At 51.3% G+C, this 26,173-nt stretch carries 24 protein-coding genes and 3 pseudogenes; 7 read left to right on the forward strand and 20 right to left on the reverse strand.

The window, feature by feature from the left end; genetic code table 11:
* Positions 1 to 120: 120 nt before the first annotated feature.
* A complete protein-coding gene (gene bfr / locus BM261_RS08885) occupies positions 121 to 594 on the reverse strand; it encodes a bacterioferritin (protein WP_074897525.1) in 474 nt (157 codons plus the stop codon).
* A gap of 21 nt (positions 595 to 615) precedes the next feature.
* Positions 616 to 1,080 carry a bacterioferritin gene (gene bfr / locus BM261_RS08890; protein ID WP_049249018.1) on the reverse strand — a complete coding sequence of 155 codons (465 nt, stop codon included), beginning with the start codon at positions 1,078 to 1,080 and terminating at the stop codon, positions 616 to 618.
* Positions 1,081 to 1,480: 400 nt separating this feature from the next.
* Here bfr (BM261_RS08890) and typA point away from each other — a divergent pair, with 400 nt between their 5' ends.
* The 4 genes and pseudogenes from typA to BM261_RS08905 all read left to right on the forward strand — a co-directional run bounded on the left by typA (position 1,481) and on the right by BM261_RS08905 (position 5,592).
* A complete protein-coding gene (gene typA, locus BM261_RS08895; protein WP_074897527.1) occupies positions 1,481 to 3,292 on the forward strand; it encodes a translational GTPase TypA in 1,812 nt (603 codons plus the stop codon).
* 373 nt (positions 3,293 to 3,665) lie between these two features.
* Complete coding sequence (corA, locus tag BM261_RS08900; protein ID WP_074897529.1) at positions 3,666 to 4,736, forward strand: magnesium/cobalt transporter CorA; 1,071 nt, start codon at positions 3,666 to 3,668, stop codon at positions 4,734 to 4,736.
* Positions 4,737 to 4,982: 246 nt separating this feature from the next.
* Positions 4,983 to 5,090: pseudogene (locus BM261_RS12495) on the forward strand (IS5/IS1182 family transposase); the annotation flags it as partial.
* A 22-nt stretch (positions 5,091 to 5,112) separates the two neighbouring features.
* The gene (locus BM261_RS08905) at positions 5,113 to 5,592 is read left to right on the forward strand and encodes an acyl-CoA thioesterase (RefSeq protein ID WP_074897531.1); all 480 of its coding nucleotides are present in this window, start codon (positions 5,113 to 5,115) and stop codon (positions 5,590 to 5,592) included.
* Between the two features lie 77 nt (positions 5,593 to 5,669).
* Here the strand turns inward: BM261_RS08905 and BM261_RS08910 are convergent, their stop codons facing one another.
* Positions 5,670 to 7,454, reverse strand: coding sequence for an assimilatory sulfite reductase (NADPH) flavoprotein subunit (locus BM261_RS08910; protein ID WP_074897533.1), 1,785 nt, complete (start codon positions 7,452 to 7,454; stop codon positions 5,670 to 5,672).
* A gap of 181 nt (positions 7,455 to 7,635) precedes the next feature.
* On the reverse strand, positions 7,636 to 7,983 hold the full coding sequence (locus BM261_RS08915; protein ID WP_074897620.1) for an arsenate reductase: 348 nt from the start codon (positions 7,981 to 7,983) through the stop codon (positions 7,636 to 7,638).
* Positions 7,984 to 8,103: 120 nt separating this feature from the next.
* Here BM261_RS08915 and BM261_RS08920 point away from each other — a divergent pair, with 120 nt between their 5' ends.
* On the forward strand, positions 8,104 to 8,748 hold the full coding sequence (locus BM261_RS08920) for a hypothetical protein (protein WP_049248729.1): 645 nt from the start codon (positions 8,104 to 8,106) through the stop codon (positions 8,746 to 8,748).
* A gap of 103 nt (positions 8,749 to 8,851) precedes the next feature.
* Here BM261_RS08920 and BM261_RS12095 read toward each other — a convergent pair.
* The 5 genes and pseudogenes from BM261_RS12095 to BM261_RS08950 all read right to left on the reverse strand — a co-directional run bounded on the left by BM261_RS12095 (position 8,852) and on the right by BM261_RS08950 (position 12,998).
* A protein-coding gene (locus BM261_RS12095) for an IS630 family transposase (RefSeq protein WP_114910496.1) occupies positions 8,852 to 9,699 on the reverse strand; the annotation gives its coding sequence in 2 pieces (ribosomal slippage) (positions 8,852 to 9,384 and positions 9,384 to 9,699; 849 coding nt in all).
* A gap of 193 nt (positions 9,700 to 9,892) precedes the next feature.
* A pseudogene (locus BM261_RS08935) lies at positions 9,893 to 10,051 on the reverse strand (acyl-CoA thioesterase); the annotation flags it as partial.
* Positions 10,044 to 10,979 carry an LpxL/LpxP family acyltransferase gene (locus BM261_RS08940; protein WP_074897537.1) on the reverse strand — a complete coding sequence of 312 codons (936 nt, stop codon included), beginning with the start codon at positions 10,977 to 10,979 and terminating at the stop codon, positions 10,044 to 10,046. The gene BM261_RS08940 and the pseudogene BM261_RS08935, both read right to left, overlap by 8 nt.
* 194 nt (positions 10,980 to 11,173) lie before the next feature.
* Positions 11,174 to 11,895 (reverse strand): annotated as a pseudogene (locus BM261_RS08945) (glycosyltransferase family 2 protein).
* Positions 11,896 to 11,909: 14 nt separating this feature from the next.
* On the reverse strand, positions 11,910 to 12,998 hold the full coding sequence (locus BM261_RS08950) for a class I SAM-dependent methyltransferase (protein ID WP_074897539.1): 1,089 nt from the start codon (positions 12,996 to 12,998) through the stop codon (positions 11,910 to 11,912).
* A 368-nt stretch (positions 12,999 to 13,366) separates the two neighbouring features.
* Between BM261_RS08950 and BM261_RS08955 the strand changes: the two genes are divergently transcribed.
* Together BM261_RS08955 and BM261_RS08960 are read left to right on the forward strand one after the other, a co-directional pair.
* The gene (locus tag BM261_RS08955) at positions 13,367 to 14,632 is read left to right on the forward strand and encodes an RsmB/NOP family class I SAM-dependent RNA methyltransferase (protein ID WP_074897542.1); all 1,266 of its coding nucleotides are present in this window, start codon (positions 13,367 to 13,369) and stop codon (positions 14,630 to 14,632) included.
* A gap of 16 nt (positions 14,633 to 14,648) precedes the next feature.
* A complete protein-coding gene (locus BM261_RS08960) occupies positions 14,649 to 15,293 on the forward strand; it encodes a lysophospholipid acyltransferase family protein (RefSeq protein WP_074897544.1) in 645 nt (214 codons plus the stop codon).
* A 336-nt stretch (positions 15,294 to 15,629) separates the two neighbouring features.
* Here the strand turns inward: BM261_RS08960 and BM261_RS12100 are convergent, their stop codons facing one another.
* The 11 genes from BM261_RS12100 to zapE all read right to left on the reverse strand — a co-directional run bounded on the left by BM261_RS12100 (position 15,630) and on the right by zapE (position 26,104).
* A complete protein-coding gene (locus tag BM261_RS12100) occupies positions 15,630 to 15,953 on the reverse strand; it encodes a hypothetical protein (RefSeq protein WP_083426679.1) in 324 nt (107 codons plus the stop codon).
* Positions 15,954 to 16,140: 187 nt separating this feature from the next.
* A complete protein-coding gene (der, locus tag BM261_RS08970; protein ID WP_003774596.1) occupies positions 16,141 to 17,616 on the reverse strand; it encodes a ribosome biogenesis GTPase Der in 1,476 nt (491 codons plus the stop codon).
* 284 nt (positions 17,617 to 17,900) lie between these two features.
* Positions 17,901 to 18,530 (reverse strand): YfgM family protein, encoded by a 630-nt coding sequence (locus BM261_RS08975; RefSeq protein ID WP_074897546.1) that lies wholly within the window; start codon positions 18,528 to 18,530, stop codon positions 17,901 to 17,903.
* Positions 18,531 to 19,823: a histidine--tRNA ligase gene (gene hisS, locus BM261_RS08980; protein WP_074897549.1), complete on the reverse strand. Its 1,293-nt coding sequence runs from the start codon at positions 19,821 to 19,823 to the stop codon at positions 18,531 to 18,533. It abuts the gene before it with no gap.
* 80 nt (positions 19,824 to 19,903) lie between these two features.
* Positions 19,904 to 20,278: a hypothetical protein gene (locus tag BM261_RS08985; protein ID WP_074897551.1), complete on the reverse strand. Its 375-nt coding sequence runs from the start codon at positions 20,276 to 20,278 to the stop codon at positions 19,904 to 19,906.
* A gap of 26 nt (positions 20,279 to 20,304) precedes the next feature.
* Positions 20,305 to 21,573, reverse strand: coding sequence for a flavodoxin-dependent (E)-4-hydroxy-3-methylbut-2-enyl-diphosphate synthase (gene ispG / locus BM261_RS08990; RefSeq protein WP_070453667.1), 1,269 nt, complete (start codon positions 21,571 to 21,573; stop codon positions 20,305 to 20,307).
* Between the two features lie 6 nt (positions 21,574 to 21,579).
* Positions 21,580 to 22,422, reverse strand: coding sequence for a helix-turn-helix domain-containing protein (locus tag BM261_RS08995; RefSeq protein WP_074897553.1), 843 nt, complete (start codon positions 22,420 to 22,422; stop codon positions 21,580 to 21,582).
* 4 nt (positions 22,423 to 22,426) lie between these two features.
* The gene (pilW, locus tag BM261_RS09000; RefSeq protein ID WP_074897555.1) at positions 22,427 to 23,185 is read right to left on the reverse strand and encodes a type IV pilus biogenesis/stability protein PilW; all 759 of its coding nucleotides are present in this window, start codon (positions 23,183 to 23,185) and stop codon (positions 22,427 to 22,429) included.
* A gap of 10 nt (positions 23,186 to 23,195) precedes the next feature.
* Positions 23,196 to 24,284 (reverse strand): 23S rRNA (adenine(2503)-C(2))-methyltransferase RlmN, encoded by a 1,089-nt coding sequence (gene rlmN / locus BM261_RS09005; RefSeq protein ID WP_070453733.1) that lies wholly within the window; start codon positions 24,282 to 24,284, stop codon positions 23,196 to 23,198.
* Positions 24,285 to 24,416: 132 nt separating this feature from the next.
* Complete coding sequence (gene ndk, locus BM261_RS09010; RefSeq protein ID WP_049248719.1) at positions 24,417 to 24,842, reverse strand: nucleoside-diphosphate kinase; 426 nt, start codon at positions 24,840 to 24,842, stop codon at positions 24,417 to 24,419.
* Between the two features lie 116 nt (positions 24,843 to 24,958).
* On the reverse strand, positions 24,959 to 26,104 hold the full coding sequence (gene zapE / locus BM261_RS09015) for a cell division protein ZapE (protein ID WP_074897557.1): 1,146 nt from the start codon (positions 26,102 to 26,104) through the stop codon (positions 24,959 to 24,961).
* Between the last annotated feature and the right edge of the window lie 69 nt (positions 26,105 to 26,173).

Genomic DNA, 26,173 nt, shown 5'->3' on the forward strand with positions numbered 1-26,173 from the left:
TTTGAAGTGGCAAATGATAACGGATACCGCCATATACGTCCCCAAAAAAAAACGGCATACCGTTTTGCGGTATGCCGTTACGGCAACAGAGAACTGCTGTATTTGGCAGTGATTTGTGTTTTAGTCCTCTTGCGCCCCGAGTTGGATATAGTTTTCCAAACCCATTTTGGCAATCAGTTCCTGCTGGGTTTCCAGCCAGTCGATGTGCTCTTCGTTGATGTCTTTTTGTTTTTCCAACAAAGCACGGCTGACATAATCCTGCTGTGCTTCGCACACTGCAATGGCGGCAGCCAGTGCGGCGTGTTTTTCTTCTTCTTTGGCCAAATCGCATTTGATGATTTCTTCGGTATTTTCACCGATCAGCAGCTTGCCCAGTTCTTGCAGATTGGGCAGGCCTTCCAACATCAGAATGCGCTCAATCAGGGCATCGGCCGATTTCATTTCGCGAATCGACTGTTTGTAAAAGTGTTCCGAAAGTTCTTCCACCCCCCAGTTTTTCAGAATGCGGGCATGGAGGAAATATTGATTAATGGTTACCAAAAGCAGGCCGAGGTTTTTATTCAGCTCGCGGATAACGGTACGATCGCCTTGCATAGAATTTCCTTTCCGCCGTTATTACAGTTGGCTTTGCTTATAATTTTCCAATCCCATCATTTCAATCAGGCGCAACTGCTGTTCCAACCAGTGGGCATGATCTTCTTCGGTATCGGACAACTGTTTCACCATAATGTCGCGGGTAACATAATCCTGTTTTTCCTCGCACAGTCTGATACCTTTTTTCAATGCGTCACGAACCTCAAGTTCGGTATTCAAGTCGGCTTTCAGCATGGAAACCAAGTCGCTGCCGATATTCAGGCCGGTGGGAACCATAGTCGGCGTACCTTCCAGCATCAGGATGCGGCGGATGAATTGTTCCGCATGTTCGGTTTCCTCTGCCATTTCGTGGTTCAAACGCTCAAACAGTTTGTTGAAACCCCATTCGGCATACATGCGTGAATGGATAAAATACTGATCGCGTGCAGCCAATTCACCGGCCAACAGTTCGTTCATATAATCAATGACAGCTTTATCGCCTTTCATTTTCTTTCCTTTTCTAAAATAAATAATAGGGTTATATCAAATAATAATGGAGTGTGCGCATCCGTTGTTTTTTTACAGACAACGCGCTCTTTCGAATTGGGGAGAATTCTAGCACCGCCGCCACAAAAATCAACTTTCCTTTTAAAATACAAACAATTATCAGAAAGCAAAATTCAACACATCAAACCTGCATTTCGCACAACAATATGTTTTAAATAATATTTTATTTTTTCTAATAGTAATAAACGCTCTCAATCGATTTTGTCATTTACATAGTTTAACCATTAGCCATTATTGCGGCCTTTATCTTTACACCCATTCAGGGAAAAATGCCGCCCCAACAATCTCAAAGTGCTATAATGCGCAATTTTCCGCATTTAATATCAAATAACTTAACATCATGAAACAAATCCGAAATATCGCCATCATCGCCCACGTCGACCACGGCAAAACCACATTAGTTGACCAACTGCTGCGCCAATCCGGTACATTCCGCGCCAACCAGCAGGTTGACGAACGCGTGATGGACAGCAACGACCTTGAAAAAGAACGCGGCATTACCATCCTCGCCAAAAACACCGCCATCGATTACGAAGGCTACCACATCAACATCGTCGACACCCCGGGACACGCCGACTTCGGCGGCGAGGTGGAGCGCGTTTTGGGTATGGTGGACTGCGTCGTATTGTTGGTAGATGCGCAGGAAGGCCCGATGCCGCAAACCCGTTTCGTTACCAAAAAAGCCTTGGCTTTGGGACTGAAACCGATCGTCGTCATCAATAAAATCGACAAACCGTCCGCCCGTCCGAGCTGGGTCATCGACCAAACTTTCGAACTCTTCGACAACTTGGGCGCAACTGATGAACAGTTGGACTTCCCGATTGTCTACGCTTCCGGTCTGTCCGGTTTCGCCAAACTGGAGGAAACCGACGAGAGCAACGACATGCGTCCGCTGTTCGACACCATCTTAAAACACACTCCCGCACCGAGCGGCAGCGCAGACGAAACGCTGCAACTGCAAATTTCCCAACTCGACTACGACAACTACACCGGCCGCCTCGGCATCGGCCGCATCCTGAACGGACGTATCAAACCCGGTCAAGTCGTTGCCGTGATGAATCACGAGCAGCAAATTGCCCAAGGCCGCATCAACCAACTTTTAGGTTTCAAAGGCTTGGAACGCGTACCGCTTGAAGAAGCCGAAGCCGGCGACATCGTGATTATTTCCGGTATCGAAGACATCGGTATCGGCGTGACCATTACCGACAAAGAAAACCCTAAAGGTCTGCCGATGTTGAGCGTAGACGAACCGACGCTGACCATGGACTTTATGGTAAACACCAGCCCGCTCGCGGGCACCGAAGGCAAATTCGTAACCAGCCGCCAAATCCGCGACCGCCTGCAAAAGGAATTGCTGACCAACGTCGCCCTACGCGTGGAAGATACCGCCGATGCCGACGTGTTCCGCGTATCCGGACGTGGCGAACTGCACCTGACCATTTTGCTGGAAAACATGCGCCGCGAAGGCTATGAACTGGCAGTCGGCAAACCGCGCGTCGTTTACCGCGACATCGACGGTCAAAAATGCGAACCGTATGAAAACCTGACCGTGGACGTGCCTGACGAAAACCAAGGCGCGGTAATGGAAGAACTCGGCCGCCGCCGCGGCGAACTGACCAACATGGAAAGCGACGGCAACGGCCGTACCCGCCTCGAATACCATATTCCGGCACGCGGCTTGATCGGTTTCCAAGGCGAATTTATGACCCTGACGCGCGGCGTAGGTTTGATGAGCCATGTATTCGACGACTACGGGCCCGTAAAACCCGATATGCCTGGCCGCCACAACGGCGTACTGATTTCCCAAGAGCAAGGCGAAGCCGTCGCCTATGCCTTATGGAATCTGGAAGACCGCGGCCGTATGTTCGTGTCGCCCAACGATAAAATCTACGGAGGCATGATTATCGGCATCCACAGCCGCGACAACGATTTGGTGGTCAACCCGCTCAAAGGCAAAAAACTCACCAACATCCGCGCCAGCGGCACCGACGAAGCCGTGCGCCTGACCACGCCGATCAAGCTGACGCTGGAAGGCGCGGTCGAGTTTATCGACGATGACGAACTCGTTGAAATCACGCCGCAATCCATCCGCCTGCGCAAGCGTTACCTGAGCGAACTGGAACGCCGCCGCCATTTTAAAAAGCTGGATTAATCCAAACAAATACGGATTAAGCACATAAAAAGGCCGTCTGAAAACGATAAAAACGGAAAACGATTCCGAAATATTGATTTTCAGACGGCCTTTTAACCGTTATAGTGGATAAACTTATTTCAGCTTCACAGAAACCCCGTTTTAGCTTCGCAGAAACTGTGTTTTCCGCTAAGGCATACCATATTGAATCGAAATAAGAAATATACAGCTGCCATCATCAGCTTATGCCGGCCCGTTACGCTTTCCTGCGCAGGCTGGAAACCGGGAAAAGTTGAGAATAAAGATCATCTTTAAACCTTTCTGAGAACAACGTAAACCACTCTTCCCCAAATTTCAGACGGCCTCCCCGTTCAAACCATCATCCTTTAAACCTATGAGCCAACAGCCGAACACCGCCGAACAGTCCGAAATCCCGCAAGACCAAACCGTTCCGCGCAGCAATACCGACAACGCGCCGCGTTCCGCCATCCATCAGACGCTTTATTCCGCCGATACGTTTGCCCAACACGATTATCTCGCAGGCAAAAAACTGCCCGACATCGCCCACCCGCAAGCGGGGCAGACCAACTGGCTGCATTTCGTCGGCATCAACGACGCCGCGCTGCTCAAACACACGCTGGAACCTTACGGCATCCACGAACTGGTCATCGAAGACATCCTCAGCCGCAAACAACGCCCCAAAATCGAAGACTACGGCAATTATCTGTTTATCGCCGCTCAGGTTTACCACTACACCGCCGCCGGCAAACTGAATTCCGACCAAGTGTATCTGATTATCGGCAAGGATTTCGTGTTGTCGTTCCAGCAAAAACCGCTGGGCCTGTTCAGCCAGTTGCGCCGCCAAATGAGCGAAAACCTGCGCGGCATCCTCGGTAAAAACACCGCCTTCCTCGCCTATTGCCTGCTCGACCGCATCGTGGACGACTATTTCATCGTCTTGGAAGAGTACAACAACCGCGTCGAAGCCATAGACAAATCCCTGTTTAAAAACGAAAACAGCGACATCCTTGGCAAAATCCACCGCCTCAAGCGCGACGCCGTCCGCCTGCGCCGCACGCTTTTACCCTTGCGCGATGTGTTCTATCAACTTGCCGTGCGCGGCGATTTTGCCATTTTCAAAGGCGAGTCCACCGTCTATCTGCGCGACGTGTACGACCATATCATGCAGCTTATCGAATCGCTCGACGCCTCGCGCGACATGGTGTTGAGCATGATGGACATCTACCTTTCCTTCCAGTCCAACCGCATGAACCAGCAAATGCGCGTCCTGACCGTCATTACCATCATCTTCATGCCGCTGACCGTCATCACCGGCATTTACGGCATGAACTTCGACAACATGCCCGAACTGCACTGGCATTATGGCTATTTTATGGTCTTGGGTTTGATGGCATCGATTATCGTCGGGCTGCTGATTTTCTTCTCGCGCAGGAAATGGCTGTAAAAAACAGGCCGTCTGAAACTTTCAGACGGCCTCCCTTTCATACCGCACTATGGTTCCCATGTCCGACGCAAGCACAAAACGGCAAGGGTTTTAAACGGCAAAGACACAACCCGATAGCCATCGGCTATATGGCGGCTGATGCGGTTGGAAACCTTTCCCCTGCGCAGTAAAATCCGCCTTACTCTGAAAACCGGGGCATATGGAGGCCGTCTGAAAAACAGGTTTCAGACGGCCTCCATCCAAATATATAGTGGATTAAATTTAAATCAGGACAAGGCGACGAAGCCGCAGACAGTACAGATAGTACGGCAAGGCAAGGCAACGCCGTACTGGTTTAAAGTTAATCCACTATACAAACCGAAAAAGGAACACATCGATGGAACAAACCCGCCAACTCCCTGCACACGAACTCATCATGTCCGAACTGATGATGCCGGACACCGCCAATTTCAGCGGCAACGTCCACGGCGGCGAACTTTTGCGCCTGCTCGACCAAGTCGCTTATTCCTGCGCCAGCCGTTATAGCGGCAACTACTGCGTTACCCTGTCTGTCGATAAAGTCTTGTTTAAAGAGCCGATACACGTCGGCGACTTGGTGACCTTCTACGCCAGCGTCAACTACACGGGCAGAACCTCGATGGAAATCGGCATCCGCGTCGAAGCGCAAAACATCCGCACCGGCGAAGTGCGCCATACCAACAGCTGCTACTTCACCATGGTTGCGGTCGAAGACGGCAAACCCGTTCCCGTCCCGCCGTTGGAAATCACCACCGAACGCCAACGCTGCCGCTACGAAAAAGCCAAAAAACGCAAGGTCTTGAGTTTGCAGGAAAATGAAACCCTGTCCTGCCGCTGAACCGTCCGCCATGACAAACAGGCCGTCTGAAAAGCATATCTGCCTTTTCAGACGGCCTGAACAGTTCAAATTGCCGCTCAATAAACATCGCGCTGATAACGTTTGTCTTCGCGCAAGCCGTTCAAATATTCTTCCGCGTCGTCGCGATCCATGCCGCCCTGTTCCGCAATGATGTCCAACAGGGCGTTTTCCACGTCGCGCGCCATCCGCGCCGCGTCGCCGCAAACATAAATGTGCGCCCCGTCCTGCAGCCATGCCCAAACGTCGGCGGCCGCCTGGCGCAGTTTATCCTGAACGTACACTTTTTCCGCCCCCTGCCGGCTCCAAGCCAAATCGGCGCGGGTCAGCAAGCCGTCTTTGCGGAACTGCTGCCATTCGAGCTGATAGAGGAAATCGTCGGTAAACTTACGGTTGCCGAACACCAGCCAGTTTTTCCCGCCGTCGCCGTTGGCCGCGCGCTGCTGCATAAAGGCGCGGAATGGGGCGACACCTGTGCCCGCGCCGATCATGATAATCGGCGTATCGCCGTTTTCCGGCAGGCGGAACAGCTTGTTCGGTTCGATAAACACGCGCACTTCGCCGTCCTCTTCCAGCCTGCCGCCCAGCCAGCCCGAGGCCGCGCCGGTGTAGGCTTGACCGTGATGCTCGAACGCCACCACGCCGACCGTCAGATGCACTTCCTCGCCCACTTCGTCCTGCGACGAGGCAATCGAATACAGGCGCGGGGTTTGCGGCCTGAACAGGCCGTACAGCTCCCGCGCTGTCATCTTGTGCGGAAACTGCGCCAGCACGCCCACCGGCGGCGTGGCAGCCAAATAGGCTGCCAAGGCCTCTGCGTCTGCCGCCGTGCCTTGCAACTCCTCCGCCCCGCACAACGCGGCATAATCGCGGACAAACTGCGGCGTGATTTGGGTGATGTCCAAATCCTCGCGCAAAGCGGTCCGAATTTCACACTCGCCGCCGTCGGCGCGGCGGATGTTTTCGCCGCCGTCCAAACCGGCGTATTGCAGGATTTCCGCCACCAAGGCTTCGTCGTTTATCGGCCATACGCCCAAAGCGTCGCCTACGCGGTAGCGGATGCCGGAGCCCGTCAGGTCGATTTCGATGTGTTCGACATCTTTGTCGGCATGACCGGAAGTAATCTTCTGCCGCACGGCGAGGCTGGCGGCAAACGGCTTCTCTTTCGTGTATACCGTTCCACCCCCTTCCGTTTCCGCTTTGTCCGTGCTGTTGCCTGAAGGAACGGCGGCCGGTGCGGCGGCCAGACGCGCCACGGCTTCGGCAATATCGGCCGTCCACTTGTCGGCTTCTTCCTGATATTCCAAATCGCAAAGGCCGACCTCGTGCAGCCGTTTGCCGCCGAGTTTGTCCAACAACCAATCGAAATCGCGTCCGGCCTGGCAGAATTTCGGATAACTCGAATCGCCCAAGCCCAATACGGCAAAGCTGACCGCGCTCAAATCGGGGGCTTTTTTGCCGTTGAGGAATTTATGTAGCGGCAAGGCCTCTTCCGGCGGCTCGCCCTCGCCTTGGGTGGACGTTACCAACAATAAAATGTCTTCTTCCGCCAACTGTTTGGCCTTGTAGTCGGCGGCGGCGGTCAGGACGGCGTCCACGCCCGCACTTTCCAGTTTGGTCAGCAACTGTTCGGCCACCTTGCGGGCATTGCCGGTTTGCGAGGCGGAAAGGATGCGAACGCTGCGGGCAGGCGCGGGCTGGGCGGCATCCGCCTGCGATTGGAAAGACACGGCGGCCGCATCGCCGCCCGTGCTTTTTGCCCAGGCATATCCGGCCAAAAAAGCCAGCTGCTGCGGATTGAGGAGCTTGAGTTGGTCGGCCAGTTCGGTAGAAATCGGGATCATTTCGGTGTTCCTTTGATTGCTGTCTGGCCGTCGCGAAGGAAAGGTTTGTTGTTTTCAGACGGCCTGCTTTTCGGTTGCGCCCCACTATACTGAGGCCGTCTGAAAAAAGAAAAGAATGCTTGTTTGTAAGCAAAGAGGGATTGGTTATATGAACCTATCCGGCGGATGCGCTTACACCGGCTCAGCCGAACAACCCTTCATATAAGGCCGTCTGAAAACCGCAGTAAAACCGCCCGCCATGCGCCAGCACGGGGCGTTTGATCAAACTCGGCTGCGCGCACATCAGCCGCACCGCACCGTCTTCGCTATCGGCAGCGGCTCGTTCCGCTTCCGACAACTTCCGCCAAGTCGTGCCGCGCCGGTTGAGCAGCGTATCGAGCGGCACATCGGCCAACCATGCACGGATGTCGCCTTCCGTCGGCGGCTGCTTTTTAAAATCGGAAAACTCGTACTCCATGCCGTGCTCCTGCAGCCATACACGCGCCTTTTTTACCGTATCGCAATTCGGGATGCCGTATAAAACCGTCATTTTCATCGTCCTTTGCCGTTAAAAAAAGGATTGTAGCAAAAGCTCTTGCCGAATACGGATAAAAAAACTATGCTACCCCCTGTCTTCCACCCTTTCCCATCATCCTTCGAAGGAAAAAACATGAAAAAAACCGTTTTACTCGGCGCGGCCGCATTCGTGCTGGCCGCCTGCGGCAGCAGCAACGAAGCAAGTGAAAGCCACTTTAAAAAAGTCATCGAAGAAAGCGGCAACAACCGCAATGTCTGCCTGCCGCTGATGCTGGACATCGAAACGCCGAACGGCATTCCGGCGCAAAACGTCATGCTCGGCGAACCCGTACTCCTCATCTCCGACCACTCCGCCGACGGCAAACGCATCAACCAAATAGCGGAAAAACAACTGGAAGTCCTCGAAAAAGAAGGCCTATACCGCAAACTCAAAACAGACACCCAGCCGCTGTCGGAAGAGCGCAGCATCAAAACCGCCACTTACGAGCTGACCGACAAAGGCGTGGAACTGGTGCGCGGCACCCAGCGCGGCCCGCTGTTCTGCGTGGGCAAACAGAAAATCGGCAAAATCAACTGGTTCACCACCCCCACTCCCGACAACGGCCTAACCGTATCCGAAGTGTCTTACCAAGTCGAACTGAAACCAGAAAAATGGGCCGACAAACTGATTAAGGCCAGCGAAGGCAAATGGAAACGGCTCAAAGAGCCTTACAACGAAAACACCACCCTGGTTCAAACCAACAAGGGCTGGCGCGACATACGCGAAATGAACCGCTAATCCCGCCGCCGAAAAAGGCCGTCTGAAACCCGTTTGGGCTTTTCAGACGGCCATTTCTTCTTGGCAAACCGTTTTGAACATAAGATGACGGCAGAATTTATAGTCAATTAAAATAAAAATAGGACAGTAGCGCATCGTCAAATCGGGCGTAATCAGACAAAACGGTTCGCAGATACCGCTTAATATTCGCCCACACCTTCTCAATCGGGTTGAGCTCAGGTGAATAAGGTGCAAGAGGCAATACCTTATGTCCCAATTTTTCCGCCATTTCCCGTAAGACGCCCATACGGTGAAATCGTGCATTATCTAAAATAATCACCGATTTTTGAGTCAATGCGGGCAGTAGGCATTGCTGAAACCACGCTTCAAAAAAGACTCCGGTCATCGTATTTTGATAAACCATCGGAGCAATCAGCCGGTTGCCGACTTGTGCGGACACCGGAGATAAGCGTCGGTATCTTTTTCCACTTATCTGCGCTTTGACTATTTGCCCTTTCAGGCTGCGGGCATAGGGACGGAACAGGTAGCGGTCAAATCCTGTTTCATCCAAATAAACACGTTGATAGTCGGGAAATTCGGCCAGTTGTGTCAAATAATGCGTTACTTTGGCCGGGTCTTGTTCTTTGTAAGTGGTGGTCTTTTTTTGCGCGTCATCCCCATCTGTTTGAGTGCATAGCAAACGGCGGCTGGCGTACAATCAAAATGTTTGGCGATTTCATGCAGATAGGCATCCTGGTGTTGCTCAACATATTGAGCCAGTTTTTGCCTATCCAATTTGACGGCATTTAGACCGGTAACTTGATGTTTTAGGCTGCCTGTTTGTTTTTTAAGGCGAATCCACAGGTAAAGTGTGTTTCTTGACAAGTTAAACGTTGCTGCGGTTTGGCTGATGTTTTTGCATTGTTCGTAATAGTTTAAAGCTTTGTTTCTTAAGTCCGCAGAGTATGCCATGGTTAGACCTTCAAAGTTGAGTATTGTACTATTTCGTTTTTAATTTACTATAAAATGCCGGACGGACGGTTTATCGTCGAACCGAAACCGGCCCAACCGTTTTTTCAGACGGCCTTTACACAGCGCAAAATGCTGTGCCCAAGTCCGATGCGGTCCGAAATTTCCGCCACCTTCGGTCCGGCGTTTTCAACGCCATTTCATTGTAGTCGTAGCCGATGGCGGACAGAAAGGCGCAGCGGGCGGTTTCGAGGTATTTCACATAGTTGCCGTGCCAGACGATGTTCATGGCGTCCACGTCGAAAAACGGCACTTCGGTTTCAAAGCTGTGGCGGCAGTAGATGTGTTTAGCCATGTCGGTCGTCTTTCCAAAAATCGAAAAAGTTAAACCATTGTAAGGGATGCCGGGCGCACTCGTCCTCCATCAGGCGGGCGAAACGCTGTGCGGCATCAGCCACCGCCGCCTGCCTTTCACCGCGCTTCCAGTCGGCGTGTTCGATGAAGCGGCGCAGTTTGAGGTAATGGCGGCCGTTGTGGCGCAGGCAGAAGACGGTATTGACCCTGACTTTCAGTAATGAAGCCAGCAGCCACGCGCCCTGAGGCAAATCCGCCGCCGTGCCGAGAAAGTCTACTTTTACGGTTTTTCCCCCGCGCAGGGGTTCGCGGTCGGCGGCGACGGCTATCCATTCGCCCGCTTCGATTTTGCGGTGCAGTTCGATCATGGCAGCCGCATCCAGGTCGGTTACCTGTATCAGGTTGATTTCGTCCATGCCCAGTTTTCGCAATGCGCCGTTTAATACTTCTATGTGGCTGCCATGCACCAATACGTTGAGTTTGAATCCTTTGTGGTGCTCTGCCAATGCGCGGCAGATTTCCATGTTGCCCAAGTGGGAGCAAACCAGTATCTGCCCGCGTCCGCCGCGTTCGACCTCGGCCGAAATGCCGTCCGGGTCTTCAACCATCAGGTCTTGGTAGCGGATTTTGCCCTGCCACACGGCCAGGCGGTCACATACCAAATCGCCAAATGCGACGAAATGCCGGAATACGGGTAGGAGGGAGGGCAGGCGCGCTTCGGGGCGGGCGGCCTTTAAGCGGCGGTGGTAGCGGGCGATGTTGCGCCTCTGCCTGGGGGCGGTCAGGTAGAAATACAGTACGATTATTTGGGTGCAGGGCGCCATCAGGAAACGCGGCAGGTGGCGGACCAGCAGGGTGGCTATGGTTAAAACGAAGGGCGTGCCGCGTTCTTTTTGGCTCGCCCAGTGGGTGGGTTTGTAGCTGTTCATGGTGTGGTTTGAAATGCAAACTGGCGGATTGTCGGCCTAACGGACAGTCTGCCCCGTATGTGTATGGTGGATCGCCGTGTTTTGTGCCGGTGCGCGGGAATCTCATCGGTATGGTTATGTTTTTTTTCAATTGGCCGTCATGATAACAAAAAAACGCCGGTATGGTTTTTGTGTTCAATAAAGGTATTGTTAAATTACGTTTTTCCAAATATCCCGCCCAAACGCCGCCGCAACATCCCTAAAAACAGCCGCGTGTGCATTTTGCCGATGCGCACGTTGTCGGCGAAGGCGTTGAAGTGGGACACGCCGTCGGCGGCGTATTGCACGGGCGTTTTAATCCAAACCGGCTTGACGCCGCGCCAGTACAGGCAGATGAGGATTTCCGTGTCGAAATCCATGCGGTCGCCCACAGTTTCTTCGCGGACGACAGAAAGCGCGGGGGGAGCGGGTACAGGCGGAAGCCGCACATGCCGTCTTTGATGTCGCACGACCAAGTGTGCAGCATGTTCCAGAAGTCAGTAATTTTGCGCCCGTACAATCGCGCTTTGGGCGCGTCGTCGCCGTATTGCGGCCAGCCGCAGACGACGGCTTCGGGGTTTTGTTCCGCCGCCGCCAAGAGTTTGGGCGTGTCGTCCAGATGGTGCTGACCGTCGGCATCGACCTGCAAAACATGGCTGTAGCCGTGTTCTTCGGCGTATTTCAAACCGGTTTTGACCGCCGCGCCTTTGCCGCCGTTGATGGGGCGGTAAAGGACGTGGATGCCGTCTGAAACCAATGCCTGTAATACGGGTTTGCATTCTTCGCGCGAACCGTCGTCCACAATCAATACGTCCAAACCGAAGCCGTGCATGGTCTGTACGACGCGGGCGATGGCGGCGGGGTGGTTGTAGTGGGGGATTAACACTAGGGTTTTCATGAGGATACCGTTTTTCAGACGACCTTCTCGCAGCGCAAGATGCTGTGTCCGCGTCCGATGCCGTCTGAAATTTCCGCCACTTTCAATCCGGCGTTTTCAACGCAGCGTATCAGGTCTTCGGAATGGAAGATTTTGCTGTTGCCGTTTGCCATGGCGGTGAAATACAGGCTGGTCATGGTCAGGCAGTAGGCGGCGGTTTCGTATTGCTGTCTGTCCCAGCAGGGTTCCATGATGTAGAGGCTGGTGTGGCTGCTCATGGAAGCGGCGGCGCGGCGCAGGATGCAGGTGACTTGTTCTTCGCTGAAACAGTCTAAAAACTGGCTCATCCAAATCGCGTCGAAACCTGTCGGGAAGGGGACTTCGGGGTCGAGCAGGTTGGCGGGGTGGGCATGGATGCGTTCCGCGCCGGTTTTGCCTTTGGTCGCTTCGCGCATCAGGGCGATTTGTTGCGGCAAATCCATGATGGTGACTTCGACTTCGGCGTTGTAGCCGACGCATTGTTCCGCCCAGCGGCCGGTGTTGCCGCCGACGTCGAGCAGTTTTTTAACCGGTTTGGCGAACACGGTTTTCAAGGCTTCGGCAAAGGAATTGTCGGAATAATAGTGGTCGAAGGCGAACCATTTTTCCTGCGCGACGCCCGGCAGCGAGGACAGGCCTTCGTAAATTGTCGGCCAGCTGCCGAAAACTTTCAGCCCTTCGGGTTTGCCCGTTTGCAGGGTTTTTTCCAAGTCGAACATACCTTGGTAACAGATTTCCTGCGTGAAATCCATGTTCACGCGCGCCATTTTGTCTTTCAGTAAAAACCAGCCCGCTTTGCTGATGAAATAGCGGTTGTCGCGGGTGTGCACCGTGCCGATGGAGAGCGAGGCTTCAAGCAGCACTTGCGCGGCGTAACCGCTGATTTGCGCTTTCTCGGCGATTTCGGCTTGAGTAAGGCCGTCTGAATGGTTGTTCAGCAAATCCAAAATGCCGAATTTCACCATCAGGCGGGATACTTGGAACACAATCGGCGCAAAGGCGATTTCCTGCGCCAAACGCTGCGCTTCGCCTGCGGACTGGTGTTCTTCGGAATAACGTTGTGCTAGTGCTGGAAAAAGTTGCATAATTTTCCTTATACGAAATGGCAGATAACGGGATTCTATCGCGAATCGGGCTGAAACCTGCATAGCCATGTGTTCGGATCGGCTGTCCCAAAATCGGGCCTACAGGACAAACGCCAAGCCGCCGTTTTCAAACAAACCGAACACGCCACCTAACATTCGGGCAATCTTACCGCACTTTAGCCGAAGTCATGCTTCTTTCAAAACATTCAAATCCTTATTTGTCTGCCCGTCCATTATCTTTTCCGCCGCAATGCGCAGCAGAAAGCGTTTGAAAACATCGCATATCCGGTCAGCCGGCACGCCGGTTCGCTTACACTAAACTAATTGGCTTATAATCGCCGCTTTATCCGCCTGCGACACCACCAGACATGACACCAGCCCAACTTACCCACACCGCCGACCTTTTGGCCGAACTCCTCACCTTCCGCCAACCTGCCGACGCCGTTACTTCCGCCTTCTTCCGCAACCGGCGCAAACTCGGCCGCCAAGACCGTGCCGAAATCGCCGAAACCTCCTTTGCCGCCATCCGTCATTACCAAAAAATCTCCGCCGTCCTGCGCCGTCCTGCCGCACAAGCGCGCAAAGCCGCACTGGCCTCACTCGTCCTCGGACGCGGCTTCAACATCAGCCGGCTTGACGGCTTGGCCGATGACGAAGAAAAAACCCTCCTTGCCGCACTCAAAGCACGCAAAACCGAATTTTCAGACGGCCTCAGCACCGCCGCCGAACTGCCGCAATGGCTGATCGACACCATGCGCTCTGATTTTTCCGACCAAGACATCCTGAATTTCGGCCGCAGCACCGCCTGCCCCGCCCCGCTCGATTTGCGCGTCAACGCCCTGAAAGCCAAACGCGACAAAATCCTGGCCGAACTCCAAGCCGAAGGCCTCCCTGCCGAAGCAACCCCGTTCTCACCTTGGGGCATCCGCCTGCACGACAAATCCGCCCTCGGCAAACACCCCCGCTTCCTCGACGGCACGCTCGAAGTGCAAGACGAAGGCAGCCAGCTCGTCGCCCTGCTGCTCGGCGCGAAGCGCGGCGAAATCATCGTTGATTTCTGCGCCGGCGCGGGCGGGAAAACCCTCGCCGTCGGTGCCATGACGGCCAACAAAGGCCGCATCTACGCCTTCGATATAGCCGAAAAACGCCTGGCCAACCTCAAACCGCGCATGACGCGCGCAGGCCTCACCAACATCCACCCCGAACGCATCGGCAGCGAACACGACCCGCGTTTAGGCCGTCTGAAAGGCAAAGCCGACCGCGTTCTGGTGGACGCGCCCTGCTCCGGCCTCGGCACACTGCGCCGCAATCCCGACCTCAAATACCGCCAGTCGCCCGAAACACTGGCCAAACTTGCCGAACAGCAACACAGCATCCTCAATGCCGCCGCAGAACTGGTCAAACCGCAAGGCCGCCTCGTTTATGCCACCTGCAGCATCCTGCCGCAGGAAAACGAGGGCCAAATCGAACGTTTCCTGCGCGAACACCCCGACTTTGAAGCACTAAACTGCGCCGACCTGCCGGGCAGCCCGAAAATCAGCCCCGACACCGGCACCTACCTGAAACTCGACACGGCGGCACACGGCACGGACGGCTTCTTCGCCGCCGTCCTCCAACGCCGAGAGGCCGTCTGAAAACCATCCGAACGCCATGCCCATACTGAAAAAAAGCCTCGCCTGGCTGACCGACCAACTGCTCTGCCTTTCCGTATCCTTCCTCACCGGAGTCAAGCCGAAAAGCAGGATAGAACTCGACTTCAGCCCGCAACAGAAAGTCTATTACGCCAACCACGGCAGCCACGGCGACTTTCTGCTCGTCTGGATTTCCCTGCCGCGCCGCTGGCGCATCCACACCCGCCCCGTGGCAGGCTCCGACTACTGGCTGACCGGCCGCATCCGCCGCTTCATCATCCAAAACGTCTTCAACGCCCTCCTCATCCCGCGCCATAGCGACCGCCCGCAAGAAATAACCGAACAAATGAAACAGGCCTTGGACGAAGGCGCGTCCCTCATCGTCTTCCCCGAAGGCACGCGCAACACCGACGACAACACTATCCTGCTGCCCTTCAAATCCGGCATTTACCACCTCGCCGACACACGCCCTGGTACGGAATTCGTCCCCCTCTGGATAGACAACATCAACCGCGTGCTGCCCAAAGGCAAATTCCTGCCCATCCCGCTGCTGTGCGAAGTCCACGTCGGCACCCCGCTGAGCCTGCGCGAAGGCGAAACCAAAGAAGCCTTCCTCGAACGCAGCCGCAATGCCCTATTGGCACTGGCTCCGGCGGAAACATAAGCTTTGAATTTTCCTGATGCCATGCAGTATCAATCCCCCTCCCTGTAAGGCTGCGGACTACAGATGGCCTGCCGCACGAAATGATTGGAAGCTGAATCACCAATCGCACGACAAAAAAAGCCGCATTACCCGGTTTCAAGTTATCCCATGTAAAAATCGCTGAAACCCCGCCATGCGGTTTTCAGCGATTTTGATAAAAGCATGGAATGACAGCATCGTATGGCATACCATGCACAAATACGCTTCCAAGGCTTACAGCAAACCTGCATCAAACGATTTATCCCCATCAAATAAGCCTATGTAGAAATATTTTCCGAATACGCCGCCCGATTGGAATTACAGCCGGCCGCTAAATAGAAATATATAGGTATTGGGCGGTTTGTCGGAATATCGGCGGTAAATATCGCTTATGCTTTCTATATCTTTTTCCAAAACGGGCATATCGAAAAATAACTCGGAAAGGGGGAAGCTGTATCTGAAGTCAGGCTGAAGGCAGGTTAGCCCGTACACTTCATCCAACTCTTTATCCCGATATGGAAACCCTAAATCGATTGCCAATTGCGAAGTTTGGGTTGTGCCATCAATATCGATATATTTGTCATACTCCTCAATGGAATCATAACGGCCTAACCATAAATGGTATTTTTCGTTATGTTTCATTTTCAGACTTCTTGTATAGTGGATTAACAAAAATCAGGACAAGGCGACGAAGCCACAGACAGTACAGATAGTACGGCAAGGCGAGGCAACGCCGTACTGGTTTAAACTTAATCCACTATAAAAATAAAAAAGGCCGTCTGAAACACTGTTTTTATTACACAAAAACGTTTTTCAGACGGCCTATCATTTATTTCTTCTTATCGTTGCCTTGCAGTTTTTTCACGCTGACCGGCCGTTTTTTCAGTTTTTTCACCCGTTGTTTGTCTTCTTTCCGTTCTTCCCTTTTGGCGATACGGTTACTTAATGCCACTCGGCGGGGCGGCTGTTTTTTCGGTTTGACGGTTTCTTCCTCATAGGGATTCTCGCCGACATTGTATTGAATCCGAAGCGGCGTACCTTGCAAATTAAAAGCCTTGCGGAAGGTTTGCGTCAGGTAGCGCGTATAGCTGTCGGGAATGTGCTGCAAAGAGTTGCCGTGGATGACGATGACGGGCGGATTCATGCCGCCTTGGTGGGCATAGCGCATTTTCGGGCGCACCAAACCCGCGCGCGCAGGCTGCTGGCGTTCGATGGCGGATTGCAAAACTCGGGTAATTTTCGGCGTCGGCATTTTGATAAACGCCGCATCATAGGCCGCCTGAATGCTGTCAAACAATCCGTCGATCCCGCGCTCTTTCAGTGCGGAAATATAGTGGAACTTCGCAAAATCAAGGAAATAGAGTTTACGGGCAATGTCGCGCTTAATGTCGTTACGCCGTTCCTCGGAAATACCGTCCCATTTGTTCACTGCGATGACGAGTGCGCGGCCTGCTTCCAATGCGAAGCCTGCAATGGTCGCGTCTTGGTCGGCGATGTCCTGTTGCGCGTCCAATACCAAAACGGCAACGTTTGCGGCTTCCACCGCCTGCATGGCTTTGATGACGGAAAACTTCTCCACCGCTTCGTCTACCTTGCCGCGCCGGCGCACACCTGCGGTGTCGATAATGGTAAAAGGTTTGCCTTCGCGTTCAAAATCGATATGGATACTGTCGCGCGTTGTGCCGGCCATATCGAAAGCAATTACGCGCTCCTCGCCCAGTATGGCGTTTACCAATGTGGATTTGCCGACGTTCGGCCTACCGATAACGGCAAAAACGGGATGTTTGACTTCGTTGCTTTCTTCTTTGGCATCGGGGAAGTGTTCCAACACTTTCTCAATCAGGTGATACACACCGTCACCGTGCGCGCCGGAAATCACATGCGGTTCGCCCAACGCCAGTTCGTAAAACTCGGCGGCCAGGACATCGTGGCGGCCGCCTTCGCCTTTATTGACCGCCAAATACACCGGACGCGGACTTTGGCGCAGGCGGTCGGCAATGATTTTGTCTTGCGGCGTCAAACCGGTACGCGCATCCACCAGGAAGACGACGGCATCGGCTTCATCTACGGCCTGCAGGGTTTGTTTGGCCATTTCGTGCAGGATGCCGCTGTCCACGACAGGCTCGAAACCGCCGGTATCGATAACCAGATAGGGTTTGCTGCCCAAACGGCCGTGACCGTAGTGGCGGTCGCGCGTGAGACCGGGCAAATCATGCACCAATGCGTCTTTGGTGCGGGTTAAGCGGTTGAACAAGGTGGATTTGCCGACGTTCGGCCGGCCGACCAGTGCGATGGTGGGTTTCATAATACTGTTTCCTTTTACCGTCGGACGAAAGCGGCGGCGGGAGGTGATGGGGACAGGCTACCGTTTGGATTTTTATCAAAACGGTTGTTCCAAGCTTTGCCCGACTGTTCTATCAGCATCATCGGCAATTCTTAATCTGAGGAATATAAAGCCTGAAATCAGTCGGATAACTTCAGGCCGTCTGAAAAAAGACTGACGTTTTTTCAGACGGCCTCAAAGCTTTAAGCAAGCGGTTTCTTTTGCCTGTGAGGGCAATTTTCCTGTCGTTTCAAAATAATGTCAGCCTATCTCAATTCGTCTGCCTTCAGTTGCAGCAATTGGAGGCCGGGGGCGTCTTGTACCGTTTTGGCAAGTGCTTGTTCATAAACTGCCAGTGCTTCTTTATTTTTACCTTGCGCATAAAGCACATCGCCCTGAGTTTCCAAAATTAGGGCTTCAAAGGCTGCATCAACCGGCATTTTCAATGTGGCCAAGGCTGCGTCGTATTTCTTCTGCTGCAGCTGCACGGTTGCCAGCCTTTGGATAGCCAGTGCACGGACAAAGGGGATTTGCTGGTTTTGCAATACCCAATTCAATTGCTTTTCCGCCGCTTCATACTGTCCTTGGTCGAACAGGTCGGCAGCCACCATCATGGTTGCCTGCGCGGAAGAGATGCTGTCAGGATAGTTTTGCTGGAGGATGGACAAATCCGCCTGCAATGCCTGTTTATCCTGGCTGGCCTTGGCTTTTTCGACTAATCCTGCCAAGGCGGTGGCGGCTTCTTCGTTTTTCGTCTTTATATGGCCTTGGTAAAGCACCCAGCCCAAATAAACCAATGAGGCCAATAATAAAACCGCGAACAGCCAACGCCCCTTGCTGCGCCAAAAATATTTGAAATTCTCAAGTTCTTGCTGATCATCCAAGTGTGCTGCCATTTATGTATTCTTCCATTGTGTTAATAAGGCGGTCAGTTCGGCCGAGGCAATGGTTTGCTGGCCGAACTGCCCTTGCAGGTCTTTCACGGTGGCCGTGCCGTTTTCCGCTTCGTCCCCCCCTACAATCAGGGCAAAACGCGCACCGCTGGCATCGGCCTTTTTCATTTGGTTTTTCAAGCTCTGATTGCCGCAGTGCTGCAATACGTTGAATCCGGCGGCACGCAGTCGGGAGGCGTAGTTTATGGCTGCTTCCAAACCTTCTTCCTGTTGCATGACATATATATCGGGGGCCACATCGGTTTTCAGACGGCCGTATTCGTGCACTAGAAGCAGCAGGCGTTCGATACCCATGGCAAAACCGATTGCAGGGACATCTTTGCCGCCCAGCTCGCCTATCAGCCCGTTATAACGGCCGCCACCGCAAACAGTGGCCTGCGCGCCGAGTTTGTCGGTCGTCCATTCGAACACGGTCAGATTGTAATAGTCCAAACCGCGAACCAAACGGGGATTTTCCACATAGGCAATGCCCAAAACATCCAAAAGCCGTTTGAATCCGTTGTAATGCGCCAATGATTCTTCGCCCAAATAATCGAGCAAACGCGGAGCTTGATTGCAAACAGCCTGCAAATCGGGATTTTTGCTGTCCAAAACACGCAAAGGATTGGTTTTCAGACGGCGTTTGCTGTCTTCATCCAATATAGCTTCATGCTGTTGGAGATAGGCAACCAGCGCACTGCGGTGAGCGGCACGCTCTTCCTTGTTGCCCAAATTGTTGATTTCCAAAGTCAGGAAGTCCGAAATTCCCAGTTCACGCCACAAATCGGCACACATGGCAATCATTTCGGCATCGACATCGGGGCCGTCGAACCCCAAAGCTTCCACGCCGACCTGATGAAACTGACGGTAACGGCCTTTCTGCGGCCGTTCGCGGCGGAACATCGGCCCCATATACCATAGCTTTTGCGGGCTGTTGTACAGCAGATTGTGTTCGACCACCGCACGCAGGCAGGAAGCCGTTCCCTCGGGGCGCAGGCTTAAACTGAGCGTATCGTTGGAATCGGAAAAGGTATACATTTCTTTGCCGACCACGTCGGTTTCTTCGCCGATTGAACGCACAAACAATCCTGTTTGTTCCAAAATAGGCGTACGGATTTGGCTGTAACCGAAACGGCGCGTCCATTTGCCGACCACATCTTCAAACGCCTGCCAGAAAGCACTGGTCAGCTTGAAATCCTTCTGTTCCAGCGGCAACAAATCATTCATGCCTTTCACGGCTTGGATTTTCTGTCCCATTGTTCTCTTTCTCTATATAACGGTTTTCAGACGGCCTTCTAACTGCCTAGGCCGTCTGAAATGATTTGTTCGGCTGTGCCTCAATTTTGAAATTGGCGCAGCATACTGCCTGACAATTGTAAAAACTGGCGGTATTTATCAGACTCTTCGACCTTGCCCCGATCCAAACTGATATTAACTAAAACCCCTGCCTTATTGCCGTACAGTACGATATTTTCGATTCCGTAACCTCCGTCAATCGGTATGATGAAGGCCTGCAACATTTCCCCGGACGGTAGGTTTTGCAAAATAATGCTTTTCTTTACCCCCGGCGGCAAATCGGCCCCGACAAATTGAAACGGATTACGCAGGGCATCATTTACGCCCTGATAGGTATAGATAAAAATTTGGTGTTTCAATTGCGGATTGTTTTGCAAATACAACCGCAGTAAGAGTTCCCGTAAATCTTGATTCATTTTATTTTTACTAACATTTTTAAAAATTAGGCCGTCTGAATCGGAATAACGCGTCGGTAGTCTCTCTTTTTACCGCCCTCTCCATAATTAACTTCTACATATTCGCGCACGATGGCCAAAAATTCGGCAGCCATATTATCGCCCTTTAACGTAACTTTGCGTTCGCCATCAACATAGACTGGCGCAATCGGCGTTTCTCCCGTCCCAGGCAGGCTGATGCCGATATCGGCGAGTTTGCTTTCACCCGGCCCGTTTACCACGCAGCCCATCACAGCCACATTCAGATTTTCCACACCGGGATACTGTAATCGCCAAACCGCCATTTGGTCACGCAAATATTGTTGAATATCACGCGCCAACTCCTGAAATACAGTGCTGGTCGTACGACCGCAACCCGGACACGCAGTAACCATGGGCGTAAACGAACGCAGACCCATGGTTTGCAGGATTTCTTGCGCTACTACCACTTCTTTCGTACGCGAAGCACCGGGTTCGGGCGTTAAAGAAATACGGATGGTATCGCCGATGCCTTCTTGCAATAACACAGACAATGCCGCAGTTGAAGCCACGATACCTTTGCTACCCATGCCCGCTTCAGTCAAGCCCAAATGCAGCGGATAACTGCAACGGGCAGCCAATTCACGGTATACCTGAATCAAATCCTGCACTGCGCTGACTTTGCAAGACAAAATAATCTTATTTTCCGGCAAACCCAAATCAACTGCCTTCTGGGCTGATTCCAATGCAGAAACAATCAGGGCTTCCTTCATGATTTCTTCCGGCGTTTTCGGATTGGCGGAAGCTAAATTCGCATCCATCATCCTCTTGGCCAAACTCTGATCCAACGAGCCCCAATTCACACCGATACGCACAGCCTTGCCATATTCAGCGGCCGTACGAATTAAAAAAGCAAATTTTTCATCACCTTTTGAGCCCTTACCGACGTTACCCGGATTGATACGGTATTTTGATAGGGCTTTGGCACAATCAGGAAATTCCGCCAACAGGCGTTCGCCGTTAAAATGGAAATCTCCTATTAACGGAGTGTTGCAACCCATATCGTCCAAACGCTGACGGATTTCAGCCACTTTAGCAGCAGATTCTGGATTATTAACAGTAATCCGCACCATTTCCGAACCGGCTTCACTGAGTTCCTTTACCTGTAAAGCAGTGGCTTGGGCATCTGCCGTGTCTGTGTTGGTCATCGATTGGACAATGACGGGCGAGTCCGAACCAACACTAACATGATCAATTTGTACTTGATGGGTAGGACGGCGCAGTATTTGTGTGTTCATCTGAATTTATTTTCCTGCCGTAAACGAAGCAGTTTTTTTATCAATCATGTGATCGGAAACTTGAATGTCTTTCGAACCATAACTCACTACAGCACCTTTGGCATAACCGATCCAAACATCATAAGGTTCTTGGCCCGAAAATCTGTGTTCGCTATTTGCTGGCACAATACTGTTCAACAACTCTTTGCCGGTTTTATCTTTAATGACTAACATAGAACGGTAACGAACCTTAACAACCAGTTCATTTCCAGTTGCATTAGCTGAACCTTCATTATCTTGGGACAAAGCCTGCGATGCAGCTGAAGCTCCTGCCGGCATCGGTACAACCGACACATTGCCATTATCAAGGTTTGGCGCAGCAACTTCTCCCAAACTCACACTTTCCTCGCTACGCGAAGTTTGCTTGGCATTTTCTTCTTTGGATTTTCCCTGCCAGATATACACACCAGCAATAATTATAGCAATTGCAATAACACCAAAAATCCATGTTGGAAAAGATTTTTCAATTTTTTGATTCTGATAATTCAAAGAACTTGAAGTATTTGGCTCAACGTTATAGCTACTCTTACCGGACTGAGGCACGATTCTGTCCAAATGCATTGAAACGGCTTGCTCATCCAAATCCAAAAATCTGCCGTAACTCCTTAAAAATCCTCTAATAAAGACTCCTTCTGGCATGCCTTCGTAATTGCCGGACTCAAACGCCTCAATCTGCTTTGCCGACAGCTTTAAACGTTCTGCTACCTCTCCGATAGACAAACCTTTCTCTTCACGGCCCAATCTTAATATCCGGCCAAATTCCACGGCAGGATCTTGTCCTACAGCCTGATTCTCAGTAGTTTGATTCATATTTTTAGTGCCCTGCTGAAATTGTTTTTAATTCTTCAGAATAAGGGTAATTTGCTCTAATTTGAGCTTCATATTCATATGCAGCCTGTGAATTACCTGAAGCCCGAGAAAGCTGCCATCCTAATAATAAATCATCAGCGCTCAGTACTTCCATTTGACTCTGGTATTGTCTAAACAACTGATCAGCCTCTTTAATTTGTCCGGCCAACATTTTCGTTCTTGCCAACTCCTTACGAATCGGCATGAATGCCGGAGCAGAAGCAAGACCACGTTCCAAATATGCTTGTGCCAATGAGTACTGACCCATTTTGGCACTACAAATACCCTTATTCATATAAGCAACTTGTGGTGCGGGATATGTAGGATCTGCTAACGCACGATCGAAATAAGGTATTGCGGCATTCGGATTATTTAAATAGTTACACAAAAACCATCCATAATTATTATTAATTTCCGCACTATCCGGTTTTAGCCGTAAAGCTTCTCGAAAACTTTCTTCAGCTTTGTCATTTACCTTTAAATATTGATAAATTTGCGCACGCATCAACCATGCAATCTCATTCTTATGGTCAGCCTGCAAAGCTTCCTCTATCGTAGTAACGGCTAATCTGTAATCTCCCGCACGCATGTATTCAATGGACAATTGTGTCTTGATTCTGGATACTTCTTCAGTACGTTCCTTCTTACTTGGTCTTTTCAATTCGGTACTTTTACACGCACTCAATGCACAAGCAAGCAAAACTGCAATCCATAAATTCTTCATAACTTCCACCTCATTGCTGAATCAATAGCTGATGCCATTTTTGTTGGCGGCGTGTTTTATCTTGTACTTGGCCGGCTAATTGGCCACAAGCAGCATCAATATCATCACCTCGTGTTTTCCGTACAGTCACAACCAACCCGGCCTGCTGCAAAATATCGCGGAAAATCCGTATATTTTCACTAGAGGAACGCTCATAGCCTGAATTAGGGAACGGATTAAAAGGGATTAGATTAAATTTGCAAGGTACATCACGGACTAAATCCAATAATTCACGCGCATGCTCAGCCTTATCATTGATACCGTCCAGCATCACATATTCAAACGTAACAAAATCGCGCGGAGCCTTAACCAAATAACGTCGACAAGCCGCCATCAAATCTTTCAAAGGATATTTTTTATTAAGCGGCACAATTTGATCCCGCACCTCATCATTGGATGCATGCAGGGATACGGCAAGAGCCACCGGCATATCCTCTTTGAGCCTATCCATTTGAGGCACCATACCTGAAGTTGAAACCGTTACTCGGCGACGGCTCAAACCGTATCCGTGATCATCCAGCATTACGGCTAATGCCCGTACCACATTATCGTAATTTGCTAACGGTTCACCCATGCCCATCATAACGACATTCGAAATCATGCGTTCGTTTTTGGGTGTGGCTCCCAATGCTTTATTGGCCCACCACAATTGGCCGATAATTTCCGCAGTAGTCAGATTACGGTTAAACCCTTGCCGCCCGGTCGAACAAAACGTACACTCCAGAGCACAACCTACTTGAGAAGATATACATAATGTACCTCGGTCCGCCTCCGGGATAAATACAGTTTCTACACCATTACCCGTTCCGACATCCAACAGCCATTTCCTTGTACCATCTTTTGATTCTTGCGCAGTCATTAGCGCAGGAACTCCAACAATGGCACATTCTTCCAATTTAGCACGCAACGATTTGGCCAAATCTGTCATTTCTGCAAAGTCAGCCGCGCCGCCCCAGTGCATCCAGCGCATGACCTGTTTGGCGCGAAACGGTTTTTCCCCCATTTCGGCAAACCAAGCAGTCAGGCTGTTTAAATCATAATCCAATAAATTTTTTTTCATGTATTTCGGCAGGCTTTTCATTAAACCGTTAAAGTTAAAGCCGTCGCCATGCAAATTTTCAGACGGCCTTACTTTAACAGCCTTACTGCCGCCAACTCTGGCGGCAGTAAAAACCTTATTACTAACTATATATTAACGCGGGCAAATTTCAGCTTCAGTAAAGAAATATGCAATCTCCAAAGCAGCATTTTCCAAGCTGTCGGAACCATGCACGGCATTTTCTCCAACCGACTCGGCAAAATCAGCGCGGATAGTTCCGGCGGCAGCTTCTTTAGGATTAGTCGCCCCCATCAATTCGCGATTTTTTGCTACTGCGTCCTCACCTTCAAGTACTTGAATCATCACCGGACCGCTAATCATAAAATTAACCAGATCCTGAAAAAACGGACGCTCTTTATGAACGGCGTAGAATCCCTCAGCCTCTTCCCTGCTGAGATGCTTCATTTTTGCCGCCACAATCTTTAGACCATTGTCCTCAAAACGACTATAAATTTTGCCGATAACGTTTTTACCAACTGCATCGGGTTTTATAATAGAAATAGTACGTTGAATAGTCATTCAATTCTCCTTATAAAAAAACAAACAAACGGCACAGCCTTACCTATTGGCAATGCCGGCGCATTGTAACAAGTTTTTCCGTATTCCGCCTTATTTGTTGTTTGACTATATACTCATCAAACCGGCTTTCCTAAAGTCAGATGGGGCAGGTTCAAATATTCCTGAGATTGCATTTCGGTTAAACGGCTGGCCGTACGGACAAATTCTTGCGCAAAATCCCCTTCTACATAAATCTCACCAACAGGTACGTCGCAGGTTGCGCAAAACTTTACGCGATAATCATACATAACATCAATCAGCCAAGTCAGGCGACGCGCTTCCGCACGCTCTGTCTGAGATAATTTTTCAATACCGGAAACAAAAATCATCTCGTAATGTTCTGACAAATACAGATAGTCGGCCTGTGAACGCGGCCCGAAACACAACATACGGAAATCAAACCAAATTGCTTTATCCGTCCGTTTTTTACACCGAAGCATCCGTCCGTGGATTTCTATTTCAGACGGCCTCTCTGCTTGACCTGCCATCACTTGAGTAAACAAATCGGCCAATTTCCTTTCATTCTCGTCGTTTGCGGGAATATAAAATACCTCGGCAGCCGTCAGGGTACGATGCCGGTAATCCTCTCCGCCATCCACATTCAGGATGGTCAATTTCTCTTCAATCAACGCGATGGTTGGCAGGAAACTGCTGCGGTTCTGTCCTTGAGGGTATAACTCCGACGGCGCGTAGTTGGATGTCGCCACCAGTACTACGCCTTCGTTAAACAAGTTTTCCAATAATCTTCCCAAAATCATGGCATCCGCAATATCGCTCACATGAAATTCATCAAAGCACAACACCCGCGTTTCTTTGGCAATCTCTGCAGCCACAGCCTTCAAAGGATTGGCTTCACTTTTCAATCCTCGCAAACGCTGGTGAATTTCAGCCATAAAAGCATGAAAGTGAACCCGCCGTTTCCGCCGATAAGGAAGGCAGCCATAAAAAGCATCCATAAGAAAACTTTTACCCCGGCCGACACCACCATAGAAATACAATCCTTTAGGCAGCTGGGGAGAACGCAAGCTCCGACCCAAAAAACGGTTTCTCTTGCGTTTAAACATCATCAATTCCGTCCACAATCTATCCAAATGCTCGATCGCCCTTGCTTGGGCGGCATCGCGGATAAAGGCGGCCTGCTGTGAAGCAGCCTGATACCAAGTCAGCGGGCTGTGATTGTGATAAGGGGGAGAAACAAAACGGTTGGAATTTATTTCAGACATAACTTTCAGACGGCCTTCTACTCATAGTATCGGCATTATAATGGATTTACACATAATGTTAAACAAAGT

Origin of the sequence: Neisseria elongata subsp. elongata, from assembly GCF_900113545.1 — a bacterium.
Taxonomy (GTDB): domain Bacteria; phylum Pseudomonadota; class Gammaproteobacteria; order Burkholderiales; family Neisseriaceae; genus Neisseria; species Neisseria elongata.

Bases quoted from the DNA above. Each gene is read 5' to 3' on its own strand.
- der (WP_003774596.1), bottom strand. From the start codon at position 17,616: ATGAAACCCACCATCGCACTGGTCGGCCGGCCGAACGTCGGCAAATCC.
- BM261_RS08955 (WP_074897542.1), top strand. From the start codon at position 13,367: ATGACACCAGCCCAACTTACCCACACCGCCGACCTTTTGGCCGAACTC.
- typA (WP_074897527.1), top strand. From the start codon at position 1,481: ATGAAACAAATCCGAAATATCGCCATCATCGCCCACGTCGACCACGGC.
- BM261_RS08905 (WP_074897531.1), top strand. From the start codon at position 5,113: ATGGAACAAACCCGCCAACTCCCTGCACACGAACTCATCATGTCCGAA.
- BM261_RS12100 (WP_083426679.1), bottom strand. From the start codon at position 15,953: ATGAAACATAACGAAAAATACCATTTATGGTTAGGCCGTTATGATTCC.
- BM261_RS08920 (WP_049248729.1), top strand. From the start codon at position 8,104: ATGAAAAAAACCGTTTTACTCGGCGCGGCCGCATTCGTGCTGGCCGCC.
- corA (WP_074897529.1), top strand. From the start codon at position 3,666: ATGAGCCAACAGCCGAACACCGCCGAACAGTCCGAAATCCCGCAAGAC.
- ispG (WP_070453667.1), bottom strand. From the start codon at position 21,573: ATGAACACACAAATACTGCGCCGTCCTACCCATCAAGTACAAATTGAT.
- BM261_RS08960 (WP_074897544.1), top strand. From the start codon at position 14,649: ATGCCCATACTGAAAAAAAGCCTCGCCTGGCTGACCGACCAACTGCTC.
- BM261_RS08975 (WP_074897546.1), bottom strand. From the start codon at position 18,530: ATGGCAGCACACTTGGATGATCAGCAAGAACTTGAGAATTTCAAATAT.
- BM261_RS08985 (WP_074897551.1), bottom strand. From the start codon at position 20,278: ATGAATCAAGATTTACGGGAACTCTTACTGCGGTTGTATTTGCAAAAC.
- BM261_RS08995 (WP_074897553.1), bottom strand. From the start codon at position 22,422: ATGAATCAAACTACTGAGAATCAGGCTGTAGGACAAGATCCTGCCGTG.
- BM261_RS08940 (WP_074897537.1), bottom strand. From the start codon at position 10,979: ATGAACAGCTACAAACCCACCCACTGGGCGAGCCAAAAAGAACGCGGC.
- hisS (WP_074897549.1), bottom strand. From the start codon at position 19,823: ATGGGACAGAAAATCCAAGCCGTGAAAGGCATGAATGATTTGTTGCCG.
- rlmN (WP_070453733.1), bottom strand. From the start codon at position 24,284: ATGAAAAAAAATTTATTGGATTATGATTTAAACAGCCTGACTGCTTGG.
- BM261_RS08910 (WP_074897533.1), bottom strand. From the start codon at position 7,454: ATGATCCCGATTTCTACCGAACTGGCCGACCAACTCAAGCTCCTCAAT.
- BM261_RS08915 (WP_074897620.1), bottom strand. From the start codon at position 7,983: ATGACGGTTTTATACGGCATCCCGAATTGCGATACGGTAAAAAAGGCG.
- bfr (WP_074897525.1), bottom strand. From the start codon at position 594: ATGCAAGGCGATCGTACCGTTATCCGCGAGCTGAATAAAAACCTCGGC.
- bfr (WP_049249018.1), bottom strand. From the start codon at position 1,080: ATGAAAGGCGATAAAGCTGTCATTGATTATATGAACGAACTGTTGGCC.
- BM261_RS08950 (WP_074897539.1), bottom strand. From the start codon at position 12,998: ATGCAACTTTTTCCAGCACTAGCACAACGTTATTCCGAAGAACACCAG.
- ndk (WP_049248719.1), bottom strand. From the start codon at position 24,842: ATGACTATTCAACGTACTATTTCTATTATAAAACCCGATGCAGTTGGT.
- pilW (WP_074897555.1), bottom strand. From the start codon at position 23,185: ATGAAGAATTTATGGATTGCAGTTTTGCTTGCTTGTGCATTGAGTGCG.
- zapE (WP_074897557.1), bottom strand. From the start codon at position 26,104: ATGTCTGAAATAAATTCCAACCGTTTTGTTTCTCCCCCTTATCACAAT.